Source organism: Enterococcus sp. 125944 (assembly GCF_051909435.1).
Lineage (GTDB): Bacteria > Bacillota > Bacilli > Lactobacillales > Enterococcaceae > Enterococcus_D > Enterococcus_D gallinarum.
The window spans coordinates 125,471-142,649 of record NZ_JBQASY010000008.1 but is presented as its reverse complement, the minus strand read 5'-3'; the positions used below and the strand labels follow the sequence as shown (position 1 = coordinate 142,649).

At 36.2% G+C, this 17,179-nt stretch carries 33 protein-coding genes and 2 pseudogenes; 4 read left to right on the top strand and 31 right to left on the bottom strand.

Features of this window, described 5'->3' with window-relative positions:
• The 18 genes and pseudogenes from ACTFWY_RS09260 to ACTFWY_RS09175 form a co-directional block, all read right to left on the bottom strand.
• Positions 1 to 379: pseudogene (locus ACTFWY_RS09260) on the bottom strand (phage portal protein); the annotation flags it as partial.
• 17 nt (positions 380 to 396) lie between these two features.
• Complete coding sequence (locus tag ACTFWY_RS09255; protein ID WP_123836395.1) at positions 397 to 2,088, bottom strand: terminase large subunit domain-containing protein; 1,692 nt, start codon at positions 2,086 to 2,088, stop codon at positions 397 to 399.
• 2 nt (positions 2,089 to 2,090) lie between these two features.
• A complete protein-coding gene (locus ACTFWY_RS09250) occupies positions 2,091 to 2,645 on the bottom strand; it encodes a helix-turn-helix domain-containing protein (RefSeq protein ID WP_123836396.1) in 555 nt (184 codons plus the stop codon).
• A gap of 189 nt (positions 2,646 to 2,834) precedes the next feature.
• On the bottom strand, positions 2,835 to 3,149 hold the full coding sequence (locus tag ACTFWY_RS09245) for an HNH endonuclease (RefSeq protein ID WP_123836397.1): 315 nt from the start codon (positions 3,147 to 3,149) through the stop codon (positions 2,835 to 2,837).
• A complete protein-coding gene (locus ACTFWY_RS09240) occupies positions 3,146 to 3,439 on the bottom strand; it encodes a hypothetical protein (RefSeq protein WP_123836398.1) in 294 nt (97 codons plus the stop codon). The genes ACTFWY_RS09245 and ACTFWY_RS09240 overlap by 4 nt, the downstream gene beginning before the upstream one ends.
• A gap of 64 nt (positions 3,440 to 3,503) precedes the next feature.
• Positions 3,504 to 3,695: a hypothetical protein gene (locus ACTFWY_RS09235; protein WP_060814704.1), complete on the bottom strand. Its 192-nt coding sequence runs from the start codon at positions 3,693 to 3,695 to the stop codon at positions 3,504 to 3,506.
• 17 nt (positions 3,696 to 3,712) lie between these two features.
• A complete protein-coding gene (locus tag ACTFWY_RS09230; RefSeq protein WP_123836399.1) occupies positions 3,713 to 4,249 on the bottom strand; it encodes a hypothetical protein in 537 nt (178 codons plus the stop codon).
• 331 nt (positions 4,250 to 4,580) lie between these two features.
• Entirely contained in the window at positions 4,581 to 4,979 is a 399-nt protein-coding gene (locus ACTFWY_RS09225; RefSeq protein ID WP_123836400.1) for an ArpU family phage packaging/lysis transcriptional regulator, read from the bottom strand.
• Positions 4,980 to 5,775: 796 nt separating this feature from the next.
• Positions 5,776 to 6,540, bottom strand: coding sequence for a phage antirepressor (locus tag ACTFWY_RS09220; protein ID WP_123836401.1), 765 nt, complete (start codon positions 6,538 to 6,540; stop codon positions 5,776 to 5,778).
• A 68-nt stretch (positions 6,541 to 6,608) separates the two neighbouring features.
• Positions 6,609 to 6,746 carry a hypothetical protein gene (locus ACTFWY_RS09215; RefSeq protein ID WP_154731721.1) on the bottom strand — a complete coding sequence of 46 codons (138 nt, stop codon included), beginning with the start codon at positions 6,744 to 6,746 and terminating at the stop codon, positions 6,609 to 6,611.
• Between the two features lie 3 nt (positions 6,747 to 6,749).
• Positions 6,750 to 6,941 (bottom strand): hypothetical protein, encoded by a 192-nt coding sequence (locus tag ACTFWY_RS09210; protein ID WP_123836402.1) that lies wholly within the window; start codon positions 6,939 to 6,941, stop codon positions 6,750 to 6,752.
• Positions 6,942 to 7,036: 95 nt separating this feature from the next.
• Positions 7,037 to 7,345, bottom strand: a complete 309-nt coding sequence (locus ACTFWY_RS09205) for a hypothetical protein (protein ID WP_123836403.1) — start codon at positions 7,343 to 7,345, stop codon at positions 7,037 to 7,039.
• Positions 7,345 to 7,773, bottom strand: coding sequence for a YopX family protein (locus ACTFWY_RS09200; RefSeq protein ID WP_123836404.1), 429 nt, complete (start codon positions 7,771 to 7,773; stop codon positions 7,345 to 7,347). The genes ACTFWY_RS09205 and ACTFWY_RS09200 overlap by 1 nt, the downstream gene beginning before the upstream one ends.
• Before the next feature lie 38 nt (positions 7,774 to 7,811).
• On the bottom strand, positions 7,812 to 8,057 hold the full coding sequence (locus tag ACTFWY_RS09195; protein ID WP_171918296.1) for a hypothetical protein: 246 nt from the start codon (positions 8,055 to 8,057) through the stop codon (positions 7,812 to 7,814).
• On the bottom strand, positions 8,057 to 8,380 hold the full coding sequence (locus ACTFWY_RS09190) for a hypothetical protein (protein WP_439948488.1): 324 nt from the start codon (positions 8,378 to 8,380) through the stop codon (positions 8,057 to 8,059). The genes ACTFWY_RS09195 and ACTFWY_RS09190 overlap by 1 nt, the downstream gene beginning before the upstream one ends.
• A gap of 40 nt (positions 8,381 to 8,420) precedes the next feature.
• On the bottom strand, positions 8,421 to 8,660 hold the full coding sequence (locus tag ACTFWY_RS09185; RefSeq protein WP_060815513.1) for a hypothetical protein: 240 nt from the start codon (positions 8,658 to 8,660) through the stop codon (positions 8,421 to 8,423).
• A gap of 41 nt (positions 8,661 to 8,701) precedes the next feature.
• Positions 8,702 to 8,854 carry a hypothetical protein gene (locus ACTFWY_RS09180; protein ID WP_156424254.1) on the bottom strand — a complete coding sequence of 51 codons (153 nt, stop codon included), beginning with the start codon at positions 8,852 to 8,854 and terminating at the stop codon, positions 8,702 to 8,704.
• 47 nt (positions 8,855 to 8,901) lie between these two features.
• Positions 8,902 to 9,087: a helix-turn-helix domain-containing protein gene (locus ACTFWY_RS09175; protein ID WP_123836406.1), complete on the bottom strand. Its 186-nt coding sequence runs from the start codon at positions 9,085 to 9,087 to the stop codon at positions 8,902 to 8,904.
• Between the two features lie 162 nt (positions 9,088 to 9,249).
• Between ACTFWY_RS09175 and ACTFWY_RS09170 the strand changes: the two genes are divergently transcribed.
• Positions 9,250 to 9,564 carry a hypothetical protein gene (locus tag ACTFWY_RS09170; RefSeq protein WP_123836407.1) on the top strand — a complete coding sequence of 105 codons (315 nt, stop codon included), beginning with the start codon at positions 9,250 to 9,252 and terminating at the stop codon, positions 9,562 to 9,564.
• Here the strand turns inward: ACTFWY_RS09170 and ACTFWY_RS09165 are convergent.
• From ACTFWY_RS09165 to ACTFWY_RS09105, 13 genes and pseudogenes are all read right to left on the bottom strand, one after another.
• Positions 9,521 to 9,682 (bottom strand): hypothetical protein, encoded by a 162-nt coding sequence (locus tag ACTFWY_RS09165; RefSeq protein ID WP_185079740.1) that lies wholly within the window; start codon positions 9,680 to 9,682, stop codon positions 9,521 to 9,523. The two genes, ACTFWY_RS09170 and ACTFWY_RS09165, sit on opposite strands and share 44 nt — an antisense overlap.
• Positions 9,683 to 9,726: 44 nt before the next feature.
• Positions 9,727 to 10,029 carry a MazG-like family protein gene (locus tag ACTFWY_RS09160; RefSeq protein ID WP_252704484.1) on the bottom strand — a complete coding sequence of 101 codons (303 nt, stop codon included), beginning with the start codon at positions 10,027 to 10,029 and terminating at the stop codon, positions 9,727 to 9,729.
• A 282-nt stretch (positions 10,030 to 10,311) separates the two neighbouring features.
• Positions 10,312 to 10,680 (bottom strand): annotated as a pseudogene (locus ACTFWY_RS09155) (HNH endonuclease); the annotation flags it as partial.
• A gap of 256 nt (positions 10,681 to 10,936) precedes the next feature.
• Positions 10,937 to 11,302: a hypothetical protein gene (locus ACTFWY_RS09150; protein ID WP_123836338.1), complete on the bottom strand. Its 366-nt coding sequence runs from the start codon at positions 11,300 to 11,302 to the stop codon at positions 10,937 to 10,939.
• Positions 11,299 to 11,592, bottom strand: a complete 294-nt coding sequence (locus ACTFWY_RS09145; protein ID WP_225585851.1) for a hypothetical protein — start codon at positions 11,590 to 11,592, stop codon at positions 11,299 to 11,301. Before ACTFWY_RS09145 ends, ACTFWY_RS09150 begins: the two co-directional genes overlap by 4 nt.
• On the bottom strand, positions 11,582 to 12,487 hold the full coding sequence (locus ACTFWY_RS09140) for a DNA replication protein DnaD (RefSeq protein WP_311828310.1): 906 nt from the start codon (positions 12,485 to 12,487) through the stop codon (positions 11,582 to 11,584). Before ACTFWY_RS09140 ends, ACTFWY_RS09145 begins: the two co-directional genes overlap by 11 nt.
• Positions 12,488 to 12,500: 13 nt before the next feature.
• Positions 12,501 to 13,292, bottom strand: a complete 792-nt coding sequence (locus tag ACTFWY_RS09135) for a PD-(D/E)XK nuclease-like domain-containing protein (protein WP_311828309.1) — start codon at positions 13,290 to 13,292, stop codon at positions 12,501 to 12,503.
• A complete protein-coding gene (locus tag ACTFWY_RS09130) occupies positions 13,264 to 14,157 on the bottom strand; it encodes a hypothetical protein (protein WP_311828308.1) in 894 nt (297 codons plus the stop codon). Before ACTFWY_RS09130 ends, ACTFWY_RS09135 begins: the two co-directional genes overlap by 29 nt.
• Positions 14,147 to 14,488 carry a hypothetical protein gene (locus ACTFWY_RS09125; RefSeq protein WP_171918320.1) on the bottom strand — a complete coding sequence of 114 codons (342 nt, stop codon included), beginning with the start codon at positions 14,486 to 14,488 and terminating at the stop codon, positions 14,147 to 14,149. Before ACTFWY_RS09125 ends, ACTFWY_RS09130 begins: the two co-directional genes overlap by 11 nt.
• Positions 14,485 to 14,823 (bottom strand): hypothetical protein, encoded by a 339-nt coding sequence (locus ACTFWY_RS09120; RefSeq protein WP_171918058.1) that lies wholly within the window; start codon positions 14,821 to 14,823, stop codon positions 14,485 to 14,487. Before ACTFWY_RS09120 ends, ACTFWY_RS09125 begins: the two co-directional genes overlap by 4 nt.
• Positions 14,824 to 15,084: 261 nt before the next feature.
• Positions 15,085 to 15,297 carry a hypothetical protein gene (locus ACTFWY_RS09115; protein ID WP_171918059.1) on the bottom strand — a complete coding sequence of 71 codons (213 nt, stop codon included), beginning with the start codon at positions 15,295 to 15,297 and terminating at the stop codon, positions 15,085 to 15,087.
• 2 nt (positions 15,298 to 15,299) lie between these two features.
• A complete protein-coding gene (locus ACTFWY_RS09110; RefSeq protein ID WP_171918060.1) occupies positions 15,300 to 15,761 on the bottom strand; it encodes a hypothetical protein in 462 nt (153 codons plus the stop codon).
• A 24-nt stretch (positions 15,762 to 15,785) separates the two neighbouring features.
• Complete coding sequence (locus ACTFWY_RS09105) at positions 15,786 to 16,007, bottom strand: helix-turn-helix domain-containing protein (RefSeq protein WP_171918061.1); 222 nt, start codon at positions 16,005 to 16,007, stop codon at positions 15,786 to 15,788.
• A 101-nt stretch (positions 16,008 to 16,108) separates the two neighbouring features.
• Between ACTFWY_RS09105 and ACTFWY_RS09100 the strand changes: the two genes are divergently transcribed.
• From ACTFWY_RS09100 to ACTFWY_RS09090, 3 genes are all read left to right on the top strand, one after another.
• Positions 16,109 to 16,312, top strand: a complete 204-nt coding sequence (locus tag ACTFWY_RS09100; protein ID WP_171918062.1) for a helix-turn-helix domain-containing protein — start codon at positions 16,109 to 16,111, stop codon at positions 16,310 to 16,312.
• 73 nt (positions 16,313 to 16,385) lie between these two features.
• On the top strand, positions 16,386 to 16,802 hold the full coding sequence (locus ACTFWY_RS09095) for a hypothetical protein (protein ID WP_154731714.1): 417 nt from the start codon (positions 16,386 to 16,388) through the stop codon (positions 16,800 to 16,802).
• A complete protein-coding gene (locus ACTFWY_RS09090) occupies positions 16,799 to 17,164 on the top strand; it encodes a hypothetical protein (protein WP_154731713.1) in 366 nt (121 codons plus the stop codon). The genes ACTFWY_RS09095 and ACTFWY_RS09090 overlap by 4 nt, the downstream gene beginning before the upstream one ends.
• Positions 17,165 to 17,179: the final 15 nt, after the last annotated feature.

Genomic DNA, 17,179 nt, shown 5'->3' with positions numbered 1-17,179 from the left:
CTGTTACCATAGAAAAAGTATCTTCATATACCGCATACTCTTGTCTATAATAATCATCTGCAATTAGCATCTGGTTATCATCAGTAAAAATCACTAAGACTTCATTGTCATCCAAAAGACGATAGAAAAATTTTTCCCAGAACGTAGCGGCTGACATATCCGAATTAGGACGCACATTTAAAATATAATCCCAATCGGCTGTGTTATTCTTACCTTGAAATTTCACTTCCAGTGTTGACATCGTTCTTGAGACAAAATCAAGAACAGTATTTTTCGCCATAGTTTTTAAATAAGATCGTTGCGCTAAGTTTTCTGCAAACTCATAATCTAGCATCCATTCGATCTCATTATTCTTTTTAAAAATATCTAAGATTCCCAAATAATTTCACCACCTTTCTAAAAATCAATGTCATCAAGCATATCAAAAGCTTCGTCATAATCAATCTGATCATCTAACTCTGTGGCTTTATATAACGCGTGGACAAATGCTTGGAATCCATCTGTTTTTCGCTTAATTTCTTCTTTTTTTAAGAATTGTTTTCCCGCTTGCGTTTCCTTTACATATACATTATTGGTAAACCATCGCATTAATGGATTATCACCAAAGATAAATTTGTGATTTGCAAATCCATCTTCTACACGAGGAGCTAATAATGGGTGCAAGTTAGACGGCCTTTTCAATCGGACTACTTCAAATCCTTCTTTTTCAAGCATAGGTCCTAAAATATCTGCCTTGTAGTTATCCATGACAATTACTCTCATGCCATATTCTTCTCTTGCTTGAATAAACCAGTCAACAATATACTTAGGATTCAAAGATGGTTCGTCTATAACTTTCATCAGTCCCATTCTTTCCCAAGCTTTTATTGGTGCGCGTTTTTCACTACCAACTAATTGCTCTTTCAATGAATATCCGTAGTGAATGTCACAAAAATGTTTCATCGCAAACGTAAATGTCTTAAATGCATATTCCAATTTCTTACGATTTTTAAATAGTAAACCGCAAGTAGCAAAATCTCGAACACTACCAAAGTCAATTGACCCGATTGGTACTGTATCTAGCTCAAAGAAAGGACGATTCGTTGCCATCATCTCTTCCCTTGTAGCAACAGAATTCTCCATATTGTCCTCAAGAAAATTCATACGTTTAGTAACAAATGCAGCACGTCCAGAAGGCTCAGTAGCCAACTTCTTGTACTTTTTCATAACTTCATTAAAAAGACGCTTTCCACGCTTATTCAAAGGTGGTTGCAATGCTGGGTTTGCTTTTGGCCAATTTTCCGGATTATCCATTTCCTCAATGGCATCCAACTCACAGATATAAGGAAACACCCCTTTAAATTCTGTTAAGCCATTCAAAATATCTTCACATTCGCGATATTTAATATCAAAATATCCCTCACGTACAAATCCCTTTGTACCAATGAAGAACTGTCGCCCATGATCTACCTTCCCAAGTCCGCCTGAAAATACATCAACAATATCTGTATTTTCCATCTCATGATATTCGTCATAGATTACTGCACCTTCTCGGCCGCCATCTTGTGAACTTGCATTGCTCGTTTTATACTCAAAAACAGATTGCGTTTCTAAACCTGTCAAGCTGCTTTTATAGGCTTCAAACTCTTCTTTCAAATCTTCATTGCCTTTTTTATTAATAACTCGATAGCATTCTTGAAAACTTCGTTTGGCCTGTTTCTCGCTATTAGCTACAATCGAAACATCATAGTAATCAATCCCATGAAGTGAACTGACAAAGTAATTTGAAAGAGTTGAAATGAAACCATTTTTTCCGCCACCGCGTCCCATATTGATGACAAATTCATCAAAAACAACTTCATCATCTTCTTTGTAAAACAAAAAAATGAATGCGGAAATAAATTTTTCCCATTCATCCAACTCAAAATACCAAGCCTGACTAAACTCAATATAATTATTTATTTGTTCCTCATCGAAATAATAAATATCGCTGCGAGGTAAAATTTCTTTTTCTATTAGTTTTAAAAGAAGTATCCTTTTTTCGTTAAGGATTAACTCACCAGATTTCCATTTACGAATATATTGATCAACATACTTGTTAGAAAGCATTTCTATTTCCTACCAAGCAACTTACTTTTTTTATCTACTTTCACATTTGGAGGTAATAAATCGGTGAGTTGTTTGATAATAGTTTGGTATGTTTTATCTCTATTATCGTAATTCTCGACAATAGGCCGTTTCCTATCATATGCCATTTGATTTTCGCTTTGCTTGAATTTTTCATACTCTCCGTTTTCGAGGATGTCCTTCCAATTATCATCTAGCAAGACCCTTAGTCGCGCAGCTTGTGTAATTAGTCCTTCAACCAAACTAAGTTTGTCCCGAGGAATTTTTTCAAAAATTTCTTGAAGCCGGTTAGTTTCTAATTTCACACGATTTTCCATGTCGTCCATACGATCATTTAGTAAGAAATGTAAACTGCATCCAAGCACCTTTGCAATAGCACTTAACTTTTCAATACTCGGCGAATTTTTTCCATTCTCAATACTTCCGTAATACTTACTAGAAATCCCGCTTTTTGTTGCTACATCAACTTGAGTCATCTTTTTTTCGAGTCTTTTTTGCTTCATTCTCGTCCCAACTAACTTAGAATCCAAACTAATCACCTTCCTTCAATATTTACTAACTTAGGGGTAGAGGGGGGAGGGGTACAAAAAATTCGTCGCATTTGCAGAATTGACCCCTTCCACCGGTTCCCTAGATTGGGATTTGACCCCAAAATAATTCGACCGGGGGTATGTTGATCCCCACTTTAGTTCGTTATTCAGTCTAATTTTGGGATTTGATTATTACGTTTACCACCATTCGTCATCCCACTTTCGTTTCTTTGGTTGGCCACGATAGTTCATGCGATCGTGTCGCTTGTTGTGGCAGTCCTTGCATAACGTTCTTAGGTTGTCTGGATCAAATGCCAGCTCTGGATTTGTTTCTAACTCCTTAATGTGATCGACTTCAAGAACAGAATCATATTGTGTAGTCAGTCTGCCTTCTGCTTTACACCACAAGCATTCGTAGTGATCTCTCTCAAGTATTGACTGCCTTAGATTTCGCCACTTAGTAGATCCATAAAACCTAGCACGATCCGCTTTTGTTTTGACAATCGGAATCATTTCTTCAATTTGCCAACGTAGACATTTACTAGCGATCGTTGTATTTGTAAGATTCCATCGATACTAAGATCATTGATATCTATCTCCATTCGCTCCCTTAAAAACCGAGCGTTGTGATCAGCTTTCAGTGTTCGTTCAGTAATGTAATAATTCAAAGCAGCAACTTCATCCATCTTCAATCCGCAAATGCTAATCATTGTCATGAACAAATCAGCAATCTCATCCATGTCTTTTGATTCGCGGATATCTTTTAAAATTTTCAGGTAATCTTGTTCTTGTGATCTCTTCATTTTTACCGCTCCTTTTTATGTACAAAAAAAGACACCTGAGATCAGATGCCTTTTCATATTCTTTTTATTTTTTTGACTTTGATACAATTTGGAGTTGTATTAAAGTTACAATAACTAATCCTAGCAATCCTTCAAAACGAATATCCTTATTGACTAAATACTCAATTGATATTCCTAAAACACTACCAAGCACCACAGCAATCAAAATGCTGACAATTGGATGTTCTCGTGTATAAGAAACCCATTTTCTATACAATAGTCTTCACCTACTTGCTATTTGGTTTTATATTCTGTTGCCACATGCTTACCGTTAGCATTGTAACCTTTTCTCATATAGAAACCAACCCATCCGTTTTTGTTCGTATCCCATTTTTTGGCAATTTCTCTACCTGGAGCTGAGCCAAACTCCGTCCAACTTGTTACACCCAACAAGCCTGCAATGGCCCATCCAGGAATACCAAACATAGAGATAGCAGCCGCACCACCAGCATAAAAAGCAGCATTTATTGCATTAGCTAAAACACCTGTGGACACTGCAATATTCGTATATTGCCAACTACCCCATTTTGTTACACTTGTACTAGCTCTTGCAAAAGTGGTGGGACTATTATAGTATTCATCCTCATATTTTCTAACAACTGTACTTCCATCTTCATCTTTGTACACTACAATATTTTCTAAGTCATTGTCTTTATCGGTAACTGTATTCTGTCCTTGGTTATCTACCTCCGTGGCAACTGCAACTACACCTGATGAAATTGTTCCTCCTAATACTAAAACAAGTAACGATACAATAAACAGCTTTTTCATACCAAACCTCCTATATTTTTTTATTCTATAATTATTTTAACACCTCTAAAATATTAATTCAACATAATATCTTTTTCCAACACAAAAAGACAGCCCTAGCGAATTTTGAAAAGAGGAATCACCTCCATCAAATAGTGTGCTGTCTTTTATTTTGTCAAAGAAGAATAAGCGATAAGGAGATTGCCTCCTTTCGGTTTATGGAATATTGTGAGTAGTCCAATCACCGTCTCTCTTAATCTTTCCGACACTACTATAATAACACCTAAAATCGGACAATTTGCGCCAAATCTGCGCCAAAAACGCCAAATTTACGCCATTTACGCCAAAATTTTCATCGATAAGCAACGATTCCAAATACATCCGCAAATTCTAAGAGCGCTTCTGACTTCATGCGGTTCAATGTCCGTGTAGCTACTCCAAGATTATCGGCAATCTCGTCGTTTGTCATAATCTCTTTTACACAATAAGTGTAATACAGTACCTGTCGGCTCATCAAGCTCAATCGACTCAAAGCATATTCAATAGCTTGGATTTTTTCTTTTATTTCAATAGTTTGAACCAATGCATTTTCTAAATTATTTCCTCTACTTGGTGCCTTCGGCATGTCATCAATGAATGGTGAGCGAAGATCGATCGGACTTCGCTCAGCTTTCCGTTCTAAACTTCGATATTGTTTTAAAATAACTCTTGCATTCTCTTTCGTCTGTTTAATATCCGCCTCTTTAATCATTTCAAATCACTCCAAGATATGTTAAAATGAAAAAAGATTTTTGATACCATTCAATATTCTATGTACAGGCAGCCAGTGGTCGGCTGTCTTTTTTATCAAATAATCTTGACAAATAATGATGATTTTATATCATAAAATAAAAGGCTAAGTCTCGAACAAAAACAACATATCCAGTCTATTTTTTCTGATAGTACCTTTTAAAGTTTTTAGCCTTTTCCGAATCTCTATGTTGCCTAACCTGCTCTATCCATAGTAGATTCGGTTTTTTTATTAAAGCATAAAATAACATTGACAATTTTATAAAACGTATTATTCTAATAAAAAAAGGCTATTCTCCAAACGCAGTGCACAAAACTTTGTATTCTTCTTTTTAGCTATAGCCTTTTTCGAGCTTTCTACACTTTACAGTCCTTTTCTAGTTCATGTAGAAAGCTCGTTTTTTATTTTTAACCTATTGACTTTTTATGAAAACCTATTATTCTAGTAAAAAAGGCTAACTAGCAAGTTTTATTTTTGAAAAGCTTTCACTTGCTGTATCCACTTCTTAGCCTTTTTGAATCCTTTGTAGTCCCTGAAACACCCAATCAACTACGGAGGATTCTTTTTTATTTAATTATAAAATAATATTGATTTTTTTATAAAACCATTTATTCTAGTAAAAAAGGCTAGATTTTTTATTGTGCCCAAAATAATGTTTAGTTTTCTTTCTATCAAAACATGGTCCACCTAGCCTTTTTTCGAACCTTCTATATACTTATCAATCATCTAGATCACTCTCCATAGAAGGTTCGTTTTTTTATGCTATTTCCCAAAGATCCATTTGAGGATAATAGCCTTCTTCCTTCAACAAATCATAAATAAACAGCCTTCCTTTTTGTGTCCACTTGGTACTCATCACAATTTTTTTCGTTCCGTCTGTTTGAAGAATTTCGCTCGTGTGAGATTTTGTATATCCGCAATTCATATACTTCTTGTAAAGTAACCATTGACCGCCTACTTTTCGTTGTATACCTAATTGATGCAACAGCTTATTTAATTTGACTGCTGACATTCCATAATCCGCTGCAATCTGTGAGGTAGTCACTGCATCTTTCGATGCTAGAATTGTATCAAGATAGGTGATTTTCGGTTCATATTCAGCGACTTTTTGTTCCGCAATTAATCGTTTCGTTCGTTCCTCTTTCAGTTTCGTAGCTACTTCAATCAACAAATCAGGATTTTCAAGTATTTCATCTTTAGCGTACATACCGTATTTTCTGATTTGTGGCAGCACTTCGCTTGTGACCCAACGCTTGAACTTCCTTGCATTTAGAAGTTTTGATTTTAAGATTAAGCTGTATAGTCCGGATTCATTGATTATGGTGGCAACTTGTTCTCCTGAGGGGGTAACGATTCGTTCCCCCCTTTTATCTTCATTGTCGACATGATCTTTAAGTGCTTTACTCGTGTTTTTATAACCAAGAATTTCTGCCACATCTTTCCCTACAAAATATGGCTCATCATTCACTAGAATTGTTCTAACTTGATTGTCTTCAAAACTAAAAATTTGTGGTGTTTCCATTTGATGACTTCTCCTTCTTTAGATATTTGTTACTTATTGTTCCATTTGCCTGTGCTTTCTCCAACAGTTTACGCTTTTTCTTCTTGATTTTTGATTTCGTCTTTCCCAATAAAATCATGCTCCTTTTCATCAACAGACTTACCGATTATAATGCTTACAAAAATAATCCCAACAACTGCCACGAATCCTAACACTATAAAAGTCATTAGTTACCCTCCTGCTTCCATTGCATCCTTAGCTAACGGATCATTTTTGATAATTTCATACTTCCTTTGCACTTCTTGCAATTGATTCTCTAACTGCTCAATTTGCTTTGATTGGGACCAAATTACGTACGTTGATCCCCAGCATGACACAGCAAGCATTGCTAACAATATATAAATCACGTGTTTACTTTTCATCTGTTCCCCTCTCTAATTCAGCAATTGTATAGGATAGCCAACTCAAGCCTGCGATCGTTAACAGTATTGATACCATCGCTAGTACTGTATAGTGATTAATTTTCATCGACTTGCTCCTGAACTAACACGAGTAATTCATTCTCTACCTCATAAATCTGCTCAAACAAATCAGCTTTCGCATCATTGATAGCTTTCTCCAAGATCTTACGAGGAACACAAAAATGCTTCTTGTTTCCTTCAAACGCATCCCAAAAACACAACTCATAACTGCTAGACTTAATCTCGCCACCGTACTCTCTGCGGAGTGCATCGCCAAAATTTTCTCCATGTTCTAACTCACTATCAAGTTTTTCCAACTTATCAGACAGTTCACTTACTTTTTTACAAAAATCTAACCAATTCATCATTTCACCTCCAAAAGTTCTGGGTTCTCGTAGATATTGCCGATAACTTCGATTGTCTCGTAATCTCCCCCCATAATTGTAGACAAAACGTTGCTTTCGTAATACCACGAGCTGGGAGCTTCAATATCAAAGGCTGGGTAACCCTCGTCCGCATAATTCTTAACCACACTGGTGTAGCTGTCTTCTTCGTTGCCCCCGTCAGATACTTTTACAACGTCGCCTTCAAAAATCTCCACGCCGTTCTTGTCTTTCAAGCCAGTGGATTGCATGAGGACTGAATCTAAATGAGGGAACACCCAGTCGTAGGGTTCAATTGACAAATCTAAAATATTAATACCTTCCTCGGTTAATTCAAAGCAAACATCTTCTGTACTTGGATAAACCATTCTGTCATTTTCTTTATCCCAAGCTCTAAATTTTGGTTCCATCTTATCCCTCCTGTTCGCTATCGCTGACGATTGTGGAATTAATCGATAAATCTTATCAAGTCATGCTCATATAGCGCTATTGTTCCATCGTTCATTTCTACTACTGCGTATAGGTTGGATCTTTCTCCATACTCGTTAGCAGCATATTCGGATATCCACTGATGAAATTTGCCTTTTATTTCTGTGTCTGTGTATTCGCAACTAACGCAATACCGCACACTCGTTATTTCACTAAAAGCATGCTCTTCTTTCTTCTCTCGAATTACTACTGGTCTAAGAATCATCATTCTTCCTCCTGTTCCTGCACCCATTTAGAAAATACTTCTAAGACTTGGGCAAATCCATTCTGTGGTAAATCAGGCATTTCAGGTTCTTGTAAAGTTGCATGCAATGCATGTTGCGCCGTTTCGCCATACCAAGCGTAATTAATTGTCAATCTATTAATCCACTTTTGCTGATTCTCGTTGAGTTGCGGTTGATCTACCATTCGCACAGTGTGTGTGCCTCCATATGACCTGTATCCACTGATTTCGATATTTCCTTTTGATCGCTTAGCATTTTCGAATTCTCCCCAAGCTTTACCTTGGATGATTAATTTCCCACCCACATTCATTCCTCGCTTTCTATTACTTCTTCGGTTAGCTGACTCACACATCATACTCACTAGACACCTGTTTATCAGTTGATCCAAGCAATCCCCAAGCTTTCGCCTGCATTTCATAACGATATTTGTTGTCGTGCAAATACGCCAATCTGTTTTCAGCTATCTTAGTAAGCTTTGGGATATTCACCCCCAGCACTTTTGCTTTAATTAATTCATTAGAAATTTCGTTAATCTCGTCTTTGTGTGATTGGATAATACCCATAATATTTTCTTCGTTAAGCATTTCTATACCCCCGCTTAGTTATTTTTTGTCGTATAGCTGACTTAATCATCAATTATGTTTGCGAGTACGCTACCCAATATATACTCAACATTTTCTTCATCTAGCTCTTTTGGAATCTTGAAACCTGCTACTTCTACACAGTCATCCTCGATTTCAACGTAAATCACTATTTGCTTTATCTTTTTATCAGTCATTGTTAAACCGCCTTTATTATTTGTATATTTCTTCCACTGATGGAAACCTATCTAAACCTATCCATACTGACTTCTAAAGCATCAGCGATTTTTTTTATCAGCTCAAAACTAGGTTTCTTTATTCTTCCTTTTTTCAATTCAGTGATAGTCCCAGTTGAAACGCCCATTCTCTTTGCTAGTTCATATTGTGATATATCTTTTTCAATTAATATTTGTTCAACTTTACACCACATTTCCATACCTCCAAAAGAACTCACGTTCGTAACATTTGTAAATAAATTGACACAACATGTAGTGTTAGTGTAAAACGCAACTCTGTATATTGTGCTATATTTTTACTGAATAATGCGTCTGCCAATGTATTATTCAAATCTATAATGAAAGGAGACATATACATGGGAGTTAAAATTAAAGGTTTAAAAGAACTGCAAAGAAACCTAAAAAATTTAGAAAAGAAAGCAGATTCTGTTAATGGTAGTCATTCTGTTCCTTTTAACGAATTATTTCATGATGGTTTTATGCAGTCTTATACTAACTTTTCTAACATTGATGAATTTGTTGAAAAGTCAGGTTTTGATTTTTCTAACATGGAATCAATTGACGAAAATGAATTAGATTCTTTCATAAAAGAAAATTCAAGTTTTGATTCTTGGAACTCTATGAAGTCTAAAGCTGCTGGTCTTTGGACAAAAAAACAGCTTGGGCTTTAAATTTTTCGATTTTTTCTAAAGTATCTTTTAACTGATCAATTTGGTATCCGGCCCGATTGATCAGTTTTTTTAATTCTTCCATATTTGTTATTTCAACTGGTATAAATAATTTATCCATAATAATCCCCCTTTTTTAATTACCTTTCTTTTCCGCTTTTAGAATTATTTCAGGTCACTTGATTTAACAAACACTCCGTTGACCATCTGTCCAGTGCGCCCCTTGATTTCGTCATAAGCGCAATTCAAACACTCTTGAATATTTAAGTCTTGTTGCATTGCTAAGATGATTAGGGTAACGATTGTGTCGCCTATACCATCTTTTACTGCTTCCATATTGTCACGAGCCATACCAGCTGCAATTTCAGCTACTTCCTCGACAACTTTAAGCATCTGTTTTTCCGAAGAGGCATTATGCAAATTTTTGTCTACAGCCCATAATTTGATTAAATCAATCAGTGTTGAAATTGTAACTTTATCAGTATTTTCTTTAACTTCTTCAAGCGACACATACTCAAAAATATAATTTCGTGTATCTCCATTCATTTCAGAAATGTTTTTATCACACCATCTACTTGAATAGCCATAGTATTCGGAGCAATCTCTTGCACTAAGAAAATATCTAGTTATTCCAGTTTCTTTTTCAAAACACTTAACAGGCTTTGCATTCCTGATTTTTAGACATACTTTTATCATTTCCGTATATTTTTTTAATCCTAAACCATACGCATGATAGAGTTGCTCTGATCTATCAGCCCATTCAAGATTAGATACATGGTTATTCCTCTTGTTCCCATCAATATGATTAACAGTCTCCTTATTATCAATATTGGGAATGAATGCTTCAGCGACTAATCTATGAACCTTTACTGTTTTCTTTTTTCCAAAATAGGTTAACTTTACAGTAGGATACCCATCTGCACTTAAACGCTGTTGCAAAACTCTTGCTTTTCGATAATGCCCTCTTTGATTTACATAACTCAAAACAACAACTTCCCCAAAACTGGTAATTACATGATGGGGAAATTCTTCAATATAGGCATACTGTTTACTAGATTTCGCTTCATCCAATCCTTTATTCCTAGCCCATTGCTCAACTGATTTTATTAACTCATCCATGTTTATTCCTCCAAATTTTAGTTTTGCACATATCCACAAAGTTATACACAATATATTGTGGGAACTAATTTTCGCCTACAATATATTGAACTATTAAATTCAACTACTGACTCACAGTAATCTTCATTATTTTGAACACACCCTGTGCAACCATTGCTTGTTGTTCAATTTCTGAGTAGCTGTAGCCGTGCAGATACATCACCGCATGGCGACCTTTCCAATTCACATAATCAACTCTGTATTGTCTCAGGCCCATCTACATCACCTCTAACAAATCGCGAACGACGCCTTTCGTTAATCCGAGCGATTTCTTCCATCGAGCTAAAGCATATGCGGTGATATTGAAAATATACTTGATCTCACGGTCTAGATAGCCCTGTTTTTTTAGCTGTATATAACTATTTACACTCAGTTCCTCCATCGTGCAGATCGCTCGATCACTAGACAACTGTTTTTCTTGCGTTCCCACTCGTTCTAGTGCTTTGCTCAGCCGTTGGACTTTCTCCACAATCTCTGGATCATTGTCCCAACCTTCTAAGTAGGTCAATTCACTGATTTTTTGACGTAAAAACCGTTTTTGATAGGTGGATCGAGACGATTGAGTTTTCTTTGCTTGCTTCATCCGGTCTTCTCCTTTCTTGCCATCAGTCCTCGATATAGCAACTTGGCTTCTTGCCACATAGATTCAGTAGTTCCGGCAGTGAGAAATTCGCCATAGTGCATCTTTGATACTTTGCCCAAGCTAATTCGAGTATGGCGATACATCACCATGAAGATTCGAAAACGGACCTCTTCTGGCTGATCACTATCAAGGATTCGCTTAACATTTTCCATCAAGTTCTTGTGACTAGGGTCTAATGCAGTGTAGATTTGCTTAATTACAGTGATTCGGTTTAATTGATCAATTTCCAAATGGATCGTCCCCCGCTTCTTTTCGTAATCGTTCCATGATTTCCGCTTCTTTCCGGGCATTGTATCCTTCTGGATCATCTAGCCATTCTGGAATAGGCTCTGTGCGCACTGGCTTGTAGGATAAGGCGCTATAACTTGTTCCCGCTTGTTTGTACTCCCTGTTGGCTTGTACCGCCATGGTGTCGTATTTTTCACGTAACTTGCGGGCAGATAAGATATTTGCTGACCAAAAATTATTTTTCTGACTCCAATCAATCATCCGGCTTACTTGGTCTTCGGTCCGCTTGTCGATCTCGATCATTTTCCGAATGTCATCCGCCCAACGTTGGAGGTTCGGTTCCTTGATTTCCTGATTCTGACAAATCTGTTTGAATAGCCGTTCTGCGAGTTGATAATAATTCGAGGCATGGTCGTAAACGCGCGCTTTGCGTGTTTGCGACGATAATGTTTTATTCTTTATATTCTTATCATTCTTTATTTCTTTATCATTCTTGTTAGTTGTTAGCTGCTTGTTAGTTGCTTGTTGATTGCTTGTTAATTCCTTTGTTGAGTCAGATTCCCTAGATTGATAAATCTCCCAATTGACAATGGTTATAAGCCTATTTTTGTTTGTTGATTCGCTTGTTAGAAATTCATATTTTTCAAATCGTTTTAGAGCAGTTCTTACATTCTGTACAGAGATTCCTTTACCACATTTGCTTTTAATCTTTTCTAGTGACGTAATAAATTGACCAGGAATAGCCTTGTAAGGTTTACCTTGCCATTCCCATTCTTTTTTCTCATGATTCGCCATAGAAAGAAGTGTAATCAATATGACTTTTTGTTCTGGTGTAGATTCTTGCCATATTGGCTTTTCAAGTAATTGGCGGTAAATCTTTATCCATCCGCCGGTCATTTAAATCACCACCTTATCCCAATAAATCGCCGACTTCTACAAAACCTGTTAATGCCTTATGTTGACGACAGTATTCACATTTCCCACACATTTTTGGTGCTTCTTCTCCGTTTTTTACTCGTAAGATATGGGGAAGTTCCTGTTCCAATAATCGAAGTTCAAAATCAAACCGTCCTGGGTAGATGCTGATACCCGCAATATCAGGAGGGGATTCTTTCGTTACTGCAAAGATATAGGGGGTGATTTTCCTGTTATAGTTTTGTTCGAGTAAGTGTTTATAAACAGCCATTTGTAAAATGTAACCATAATGTTCAACAAATGAAACATATCCACCATATTTCTTTGACCAGTACCTTTGATCGAGACTTCGAGTCGTTTTTAAATCAACAAGATAGCCTTTCTCTAGATTGAAACAATCTATTCTGGCTTTCCATTGCGTATTAAATAGCGTACCGGTTAAAATCAATTCCTTCTCCCCTTGATAAACAAAGCGGAAAAAATCATCATATTCTAACGCTTCAATCATATTGATTGCTTGAACAAATTCTGCACGCTCAGAACCATTCTTTTTATAGATTGCACTTGCATTCTCCTTTAAAAATTCTTGGTGTGCCTCAGAAGATTCAAAATAAGAATGGACATAGTTTCCAACTAACAAAGCCGTAGGATCGCTCTCTGGTGACCACTCTTCTTTTAATTTTGCCAAAGTAGCCGCTTCACATTCTTGAAATGATTTAAACTGGCTGACTGACATATATTGCCAGTCAGCTTCATTGCTATAATAGTTCTTCTTGTTTAGGTCCATCGGTACCTACCGCCTTTGCTTCTTTCAACGGGTCTTTCTTTGTTTTAGAAAATTCTTGCTCTAATTTCGATGATTCTTTCTTTTCAGCAGTCGGAATCTCAAACCAATCCTCTACTTTACTCATACCATCTTTGATTGAGTTATAGATATTTGCTAAATCCACACCATTTTTTTCGGTAAAAGCAGTTGCTTTATAACCAAATCTGGCTTCAATCATTTCTTGAGTAACGTCAAGTTTTTCTTTAAACAATTTGAACATTTGATCCAGTCGCTCTTTTAACGGTTTGTCATTCGCCCCAGCCATCGTTTTGTTGCATTCTTCAACTGCGGCTTCAATAATATCTCCCGGAATAACCCCCAAAATACACGCCCGCACACGCCGTGCACCATTGTTAGCCACTAACTCATAAATATCTCTTGGATCCTTTAAGAAAGTAACTCCTTTTTTTGTGTGGCGTTCATGTTTTACTGTGAATACTTTCTCTTGCCGTGTATTCGTTTCAAGGTCCCATGCATAAGCCATGGCAATTGATTCCCCGGGCAATTGTTGTAGTTCTTTAATACCAAAGGATAAATTTCCCCAATTTTGAGCGATTACTTCTGCCAATCGAATCGATGGACCACTGACCATTTGACCACCTCGCGGATAGTTATAAACTGCTGTTTTGGCTAAAGACTGTCGTTTGCATGCATCTAAAATTCGCCGTTCTGCATCAAATGGATTTCTTGGAAATTGCTTTGCCATGAAAATCTGACCTTTTACCTCTTCCACTTCTCGGCTAATTGCAGTAGTCATTAATCCGCTTTGTCCTTGTTGGTTTGTAACTGATTGTTGTTGAAAACTCATTTCTAAATCATAACTCATTAAAAAGTTCCTCCTGTCTTTGCTTGAGCCAGTCTTTTCCGCTAACAATCCGTAGCTCTGGCATTGTGATAGAATCTGCACCGAAATCATTGATCATATCCAAGAAATTCTCATGGTGTAAAACGAATTTATTGCGTGTGCCACATTTATTCATTCGATAGCCGATAAACAGCCAATCCGATTCGTAAACTGTTGTACCGTTATCGTCTTCATTCCAGTGTGCAGATGGGTCTTCTACCTCTTGAATATCATCAGATAAGATGTTCGGGAACACGTGACTGGTTTCGTCTTGCATTAAGGTATCGTAATTCGTTGCGATGTAATCCATCATTTAAATTCACCTCGCAAAGCACGTGAAATAATATCAAGCACATCGTTTGGGTTGTCTGTCACGAATGTATGCGTTTGTTTCGGAGTATTTTCCGTTTCGATGCCGTATAATTCTTTCAACATGCGGTGTTTCGGACAGTCGCAATCCAATTCGGTTAATTCTTCTTTTACATGGTTATATTGTTCAAGAGTAGCGATTGACACAAGTGATTCTGGACCTGCTTGCGCTAATGCCATTTCTCCTTCATCATCAAGCACGGCTAAGGACAATCCAACATTTTCTTTGTGACATTCTTCTGCTAGTTCCTCAATTAATCTTTGAATTTTTTCGTTCATTTTGTTATACTTCCTTTGTATAGATTTTTTGTTATAGTTTTGTTTGGCTCACACTAGCGGAAACTGGTGTGAGCACTTTTTTGTTTTCCTTAATAGTTCTTATGCAATAATGGTTACTACCTCTTCTTTAAGCAATTCATCTAATTCACTATTCAAAAATTCGTGAATATTCTCCATCGCTGATCCCGCTCAAAGGAACATTAATATTTTCAGCCATTTTGATTTTTTCCTCCTAGCTGTGCTATAATTTTTTTACCTTTTTCATTTTTTTGAGCTTACACTGGCGGAAAACGGTGTAGGCTCTTTTTGTTCTCTCAGTTCAAATAATGCCTCATCATAAATCATCATCAACCACATGACAGCTGTTGGATAGCCGATTCTAACCCACATTGGTACTTGTCCTGTGATTAGTGCGCCTAACGCAAAAATCGTTAAGATAAATGCGGTCCGCCGGACCCAGTAGATTTTTTTCATGGTTACTCCTCCATTGATTTTTCTCTATCTAACTGCTTTAATCTCTCATCATACTTTTGTAAGAATAAATCTTTCAACGCTTGATAAGTTTCTCTAACAAGCCTGTACTCTGTTACATCTAAATCTGTATTTTTTGTCGCTCCTGTAACTCCTAAAGCGAGTTTTCGTAATGCATCATGTAAATTAGTCGTTGAAACGTTATAATGTGGAGATTCATTTTTCACTAATCCATGTGCTCTTGGATGAAGCGTATAGATTCTTGAAAAAGGTAATCCTTCCCATGATTCGAGTTTCTTTGTTGTGTCGTGTGTTTGATTAATACGTAAAATATCAGCATCATCCAAAGCAATGTCTTTAAACAGCGTATTCTGAGTTACCTTTTCCATCGGACGTTTTAATAATTGGATTTCAAGTCTTAATCGTTCATTTTCTTTTTTGTACTCTTCTAACGTTTTCATTTCCATGTCTATTCCTCCGTGGTATACTATTTACAAATAGTTTTTCATGTAGTTCGGAACTTCCTCAGCGTTCTTCGCCAAAAGTACACGCTGAGGTCGCTCGAACAAGTCTTCTAGTGCGTTTAGCACTTTTTGTCTTGGGAAAGAAGTTCCTAATTCAATCCCACGATAATATCTAGCTGTTACACCAAGTCTTTCTGCTACCTCAGATTGAGTTAGCTTTTTTTGTTTACGATAGCTTTCTAATAACAAATCACATCCCACTTTCTTTATTAAAGAGGTAAGTTTCTTTCCTCTTCGAGTTTTATTATAGAGGTAAGTTTCTTTCCTGTCAACAGGAGGAATATTTAAACATGGCTAATTTAAGAATCAAAGAATTAAGAATATCTAAAAATATTCAACAAAAAGCCCTCGCTGAATTATTAGGGGTATCACCACGGACAATACGAATATGGGAATCTGGAAAGTATGAGCCTAGCATTGATCAACTAATTTCTATAGCAAATATCCTAGGTGTTTCTATCGACTACCTCGTGGGCCGCACCGACAAAAAATGATCGCTTAGGCGGTCTTTTTTGCTATAATAGTGACAAAATAATCCATACAAATTTATTTGGAGGTATTGAGGTTATGCTAGATTCCTTTCACAATTCATTTCAAATTGTCTATAACCTAGTCAATCTAATTGATCCTTTCATTGGAATTGCTACTTTTTTATTGGCTTTATTTTTGAAAAAAGAAGTAAATAGAACCATCGAAAGAATCGAATTTAGAAAAGATTACGAACAATGGTCTGGAGAAGCCGCTGGATTTATTAATTTACTTAATTCAGATATCTATAATGAACAAGCAATAAAACTTCAACTCCATGATTACTTAGCAAAACTAAAATACAATTACACTTTTTTTACTTTTTCCACCAAAAGAACTATTAAGAAATTAGAAAACATCCAACTAAATAAAAATGATCTTAATTCCGTTCTCCAATTCCAAGAACTATTAAGGAAACTAGAAGCAAAACTTTTGAAAGAAGGGAAAATCTCTTGAATCCACAACCAAAAACTAAACAACTCATTGATAAACTAGTAAATAACTCTTTACATCGATCCTATAATTGGAATGATTTATCACAACATCCAAATAGAATTCTCGAAATTGCTTTTAAAGAAAAAACAAATAATCTTCCCATTTTTCCATTCGACAGCTACTGGTTTGAAAACGATAAACATATCGCTGGACTAATCCATTCAGTAAATCATTTTGAATACTGTATTTTTTTATTCAATAAGAAAACCCGTCTATCTGCTCTCAATCCCATTGATACCCGTTCTTATTATCAATTGAAAACCATTATTGATAATCAAATAAAAGAACGAGAATTACTCATTGATGATTTTTTGGATACCTAGATCTTGGTGTCCTTT

Excerpts from the sequence above, each read along its gene's own strand:
- ACTFWY_RS09245 (WP_123836397.1), bottom strand. The coding sequence starts at position 3,149 with ATGATTCCGATTGTCAAAACAAAAGCGGATCGTGCTAGGTTTTATGGA.
- ACTFWY_RS09240 (WP_123836398.1), bottom strand. The coding sequence starts at position 3,439 with ATGAAGAGATCACAAGAACAAGATTACCTGAAAATTTTAAAAGATATC.
- ACTFWY_RS09220 (WP_123836401.1), bottom strand. The coding sequence starts at position 6,540 with ATGGAAACACCACAAATTTTTAGTTTTGAAGACAATCAAGTTAGAACA.
- ACTFWY_RS09210 (WP_123836402.1), bottom strand. The coding sequence starts at position 6,941 with ATGAAAAGTAAACACGTGATTTATATATTGTTAGCAATGCTTGCTGTG.
- ACTFWY_RS09255 (WP_123836395.1), bottom strand. The coding sequence starts at position 2,088 with ATGCTTTCTAACAAGTATGTTGATCAATATATTCGTAAATGGAAATCT.
- ACTFWY_RS09120 (WP_171918058.1), bottom strand. The coding sequence starts at position 14,823 with ATGAACGAAAAAATTCAAAGATTAATTGAGGAACTAGCAGAAGAATGT.
- ACTFWY_RS09170 (WP_123836407.1), top strand. The coding sequence starts at position 9,250 with ATGGGAGTTAAAATTAAAGGTTTAAAAGAACTGCAAAGAAACCTAAAA.
- ACTFWY_RS09195 (WP_171918296.1), bottom strand. The coding sequence starts at position 8,057 with ATGATTCTTAGACCAGTAGTAATTCGAGAGAAGAAAGAAGAGCATGCT.
- ACTFWY_RS09150 (WP_123836338.1), bottom strand. The coding sequence starts at position 11,302 with ATGAAGCAAGCAAAGAAAACTCAATCGTCTCGATCCACCTATCAAAAA.
- ACTFWY_RS09110 (WP_171918060.1), bottom strand. The coding sequence starts at position 15,761 with ATGGAAATGAAAACGTTAGAAGAGTACAAAAAAGAAAATGAACGATTA.
- ACTFWY_RS09100 (WP_171918062.1), top strand. The coding sequence starts at position 16,109 with ATGGCTAATTTAAGAATCAAAGAATTAAGAATATCTAAAAATATTCAA.
- ACTFWY_RS09175 (WP_123836406.1), bottom strand. The coding sequence starts at position 9,087 with ATGTGGTGTAAAGTTGAACAAATATTAATTGAAAAAGATATATCACAA.
- ACTFWY_RS09200 (WP_123836404.1), bottom strand. The coding sequence starts at position 7,773 with ATGGAACCAAAATTTAGAGCTTGGGATAAAGAAAATGACAGAATGGTT.
- ACTFWY_RS09165 (WP_185079740.1), bottom strand. The coding sequence starts at position 9,682 with ATGGATAAATTATTTATACCAGTTGAAATAACAAATATGGAAGAATTA.
- ACTFWY_RS09205 (WP_123836403.1), bottom strand. The coding sequence starts at position 7,345 with ATGAATTGGTTAGATTTTTGTAAAAAAGTAAGTGAACTGTCTGATAAG.
- ACTFWY_RS09125 (WP_171918320.1), bottom strand. The coding sequence starts at position 14,488 with ATGATGGATTACATCGCAACGAATTACGATACCTTAATGCAAGACGAA.
- ACTFWY_RS09140 (WP_311828310.1), bottom strand. The coding sequence starts at position 12,487 with ATGACCGGCGGATGGATAAAGATTTACCGCCAATTACTTGAAAAGCCA.
- ACTFWY_RS09230 (WP_123836399.1), bottom strand. The coding sequence starts at position 4,249 with ATGAAAAAGCTGTTTATTGTATCGTTACTTGTTTTAGTATTAGGAGGA.
- ACTFWY_RS09130 (WP_311828308.1), bottom strand. The coding sequence starts at position 14,157 with ATGAGTTATGATTTAGAAATGAGTTTTCAACAACAATCAGTTACAAAC.
- ACTFWY_RS09185 (WP_060815513.1), bottom strand. The coding sequence starts at position 8,660 with ATGCTTAACGAAGAAAATATTATGGGTATTATCCAATCACACAAAGAC.
- ACTFWY_RS09115 (WP_171918059.1), bottom strand. The coding sequence starts at position 15,297 with ATGAAAAAAATCTACTGGGTCCGGCGGACCGCATTTATCTTAACGATT.
- ACTFWY_RS09135 (WP_311828309.1), bottom strand. The coding sequence starts at position 13,292 with ATGGACCTAAACAAGAAGAACTATTATAGCAATGAAGCTGACTGGCAA.
- ACTFWY_RS09095 (WP_154731714.1), top strand. The coding sequence starts at position 16,386 with ATGCTAGATTCCTTTCACAATTCATTTCAAATTGTCTATAACCTAGTC.
- ACTFWY_RS09225 (WP_123836400.1), bottom strand. The coding sequence starts at position 4,979 with ATGATTAAAGAGGCGGATATTAAACAGACGAAAGAGAATGCAAGAGTT.
- ACTFWY_RS09215 (WP_154731721.1), bottom strand. The coding sequence starts at position 6,746 with ATGACTTTTATAGTGTTAGGATTCGTGGCAGTTGTTGGGATTATTTTT.
- ACTFWY_RS09180 (WP_156424254.1), bottom strand. The coding sequence starts at position 8,854 with ATGACTGATAAAAAGATAAAGCAAATAGTGATTTACGTTGAAATCGAG.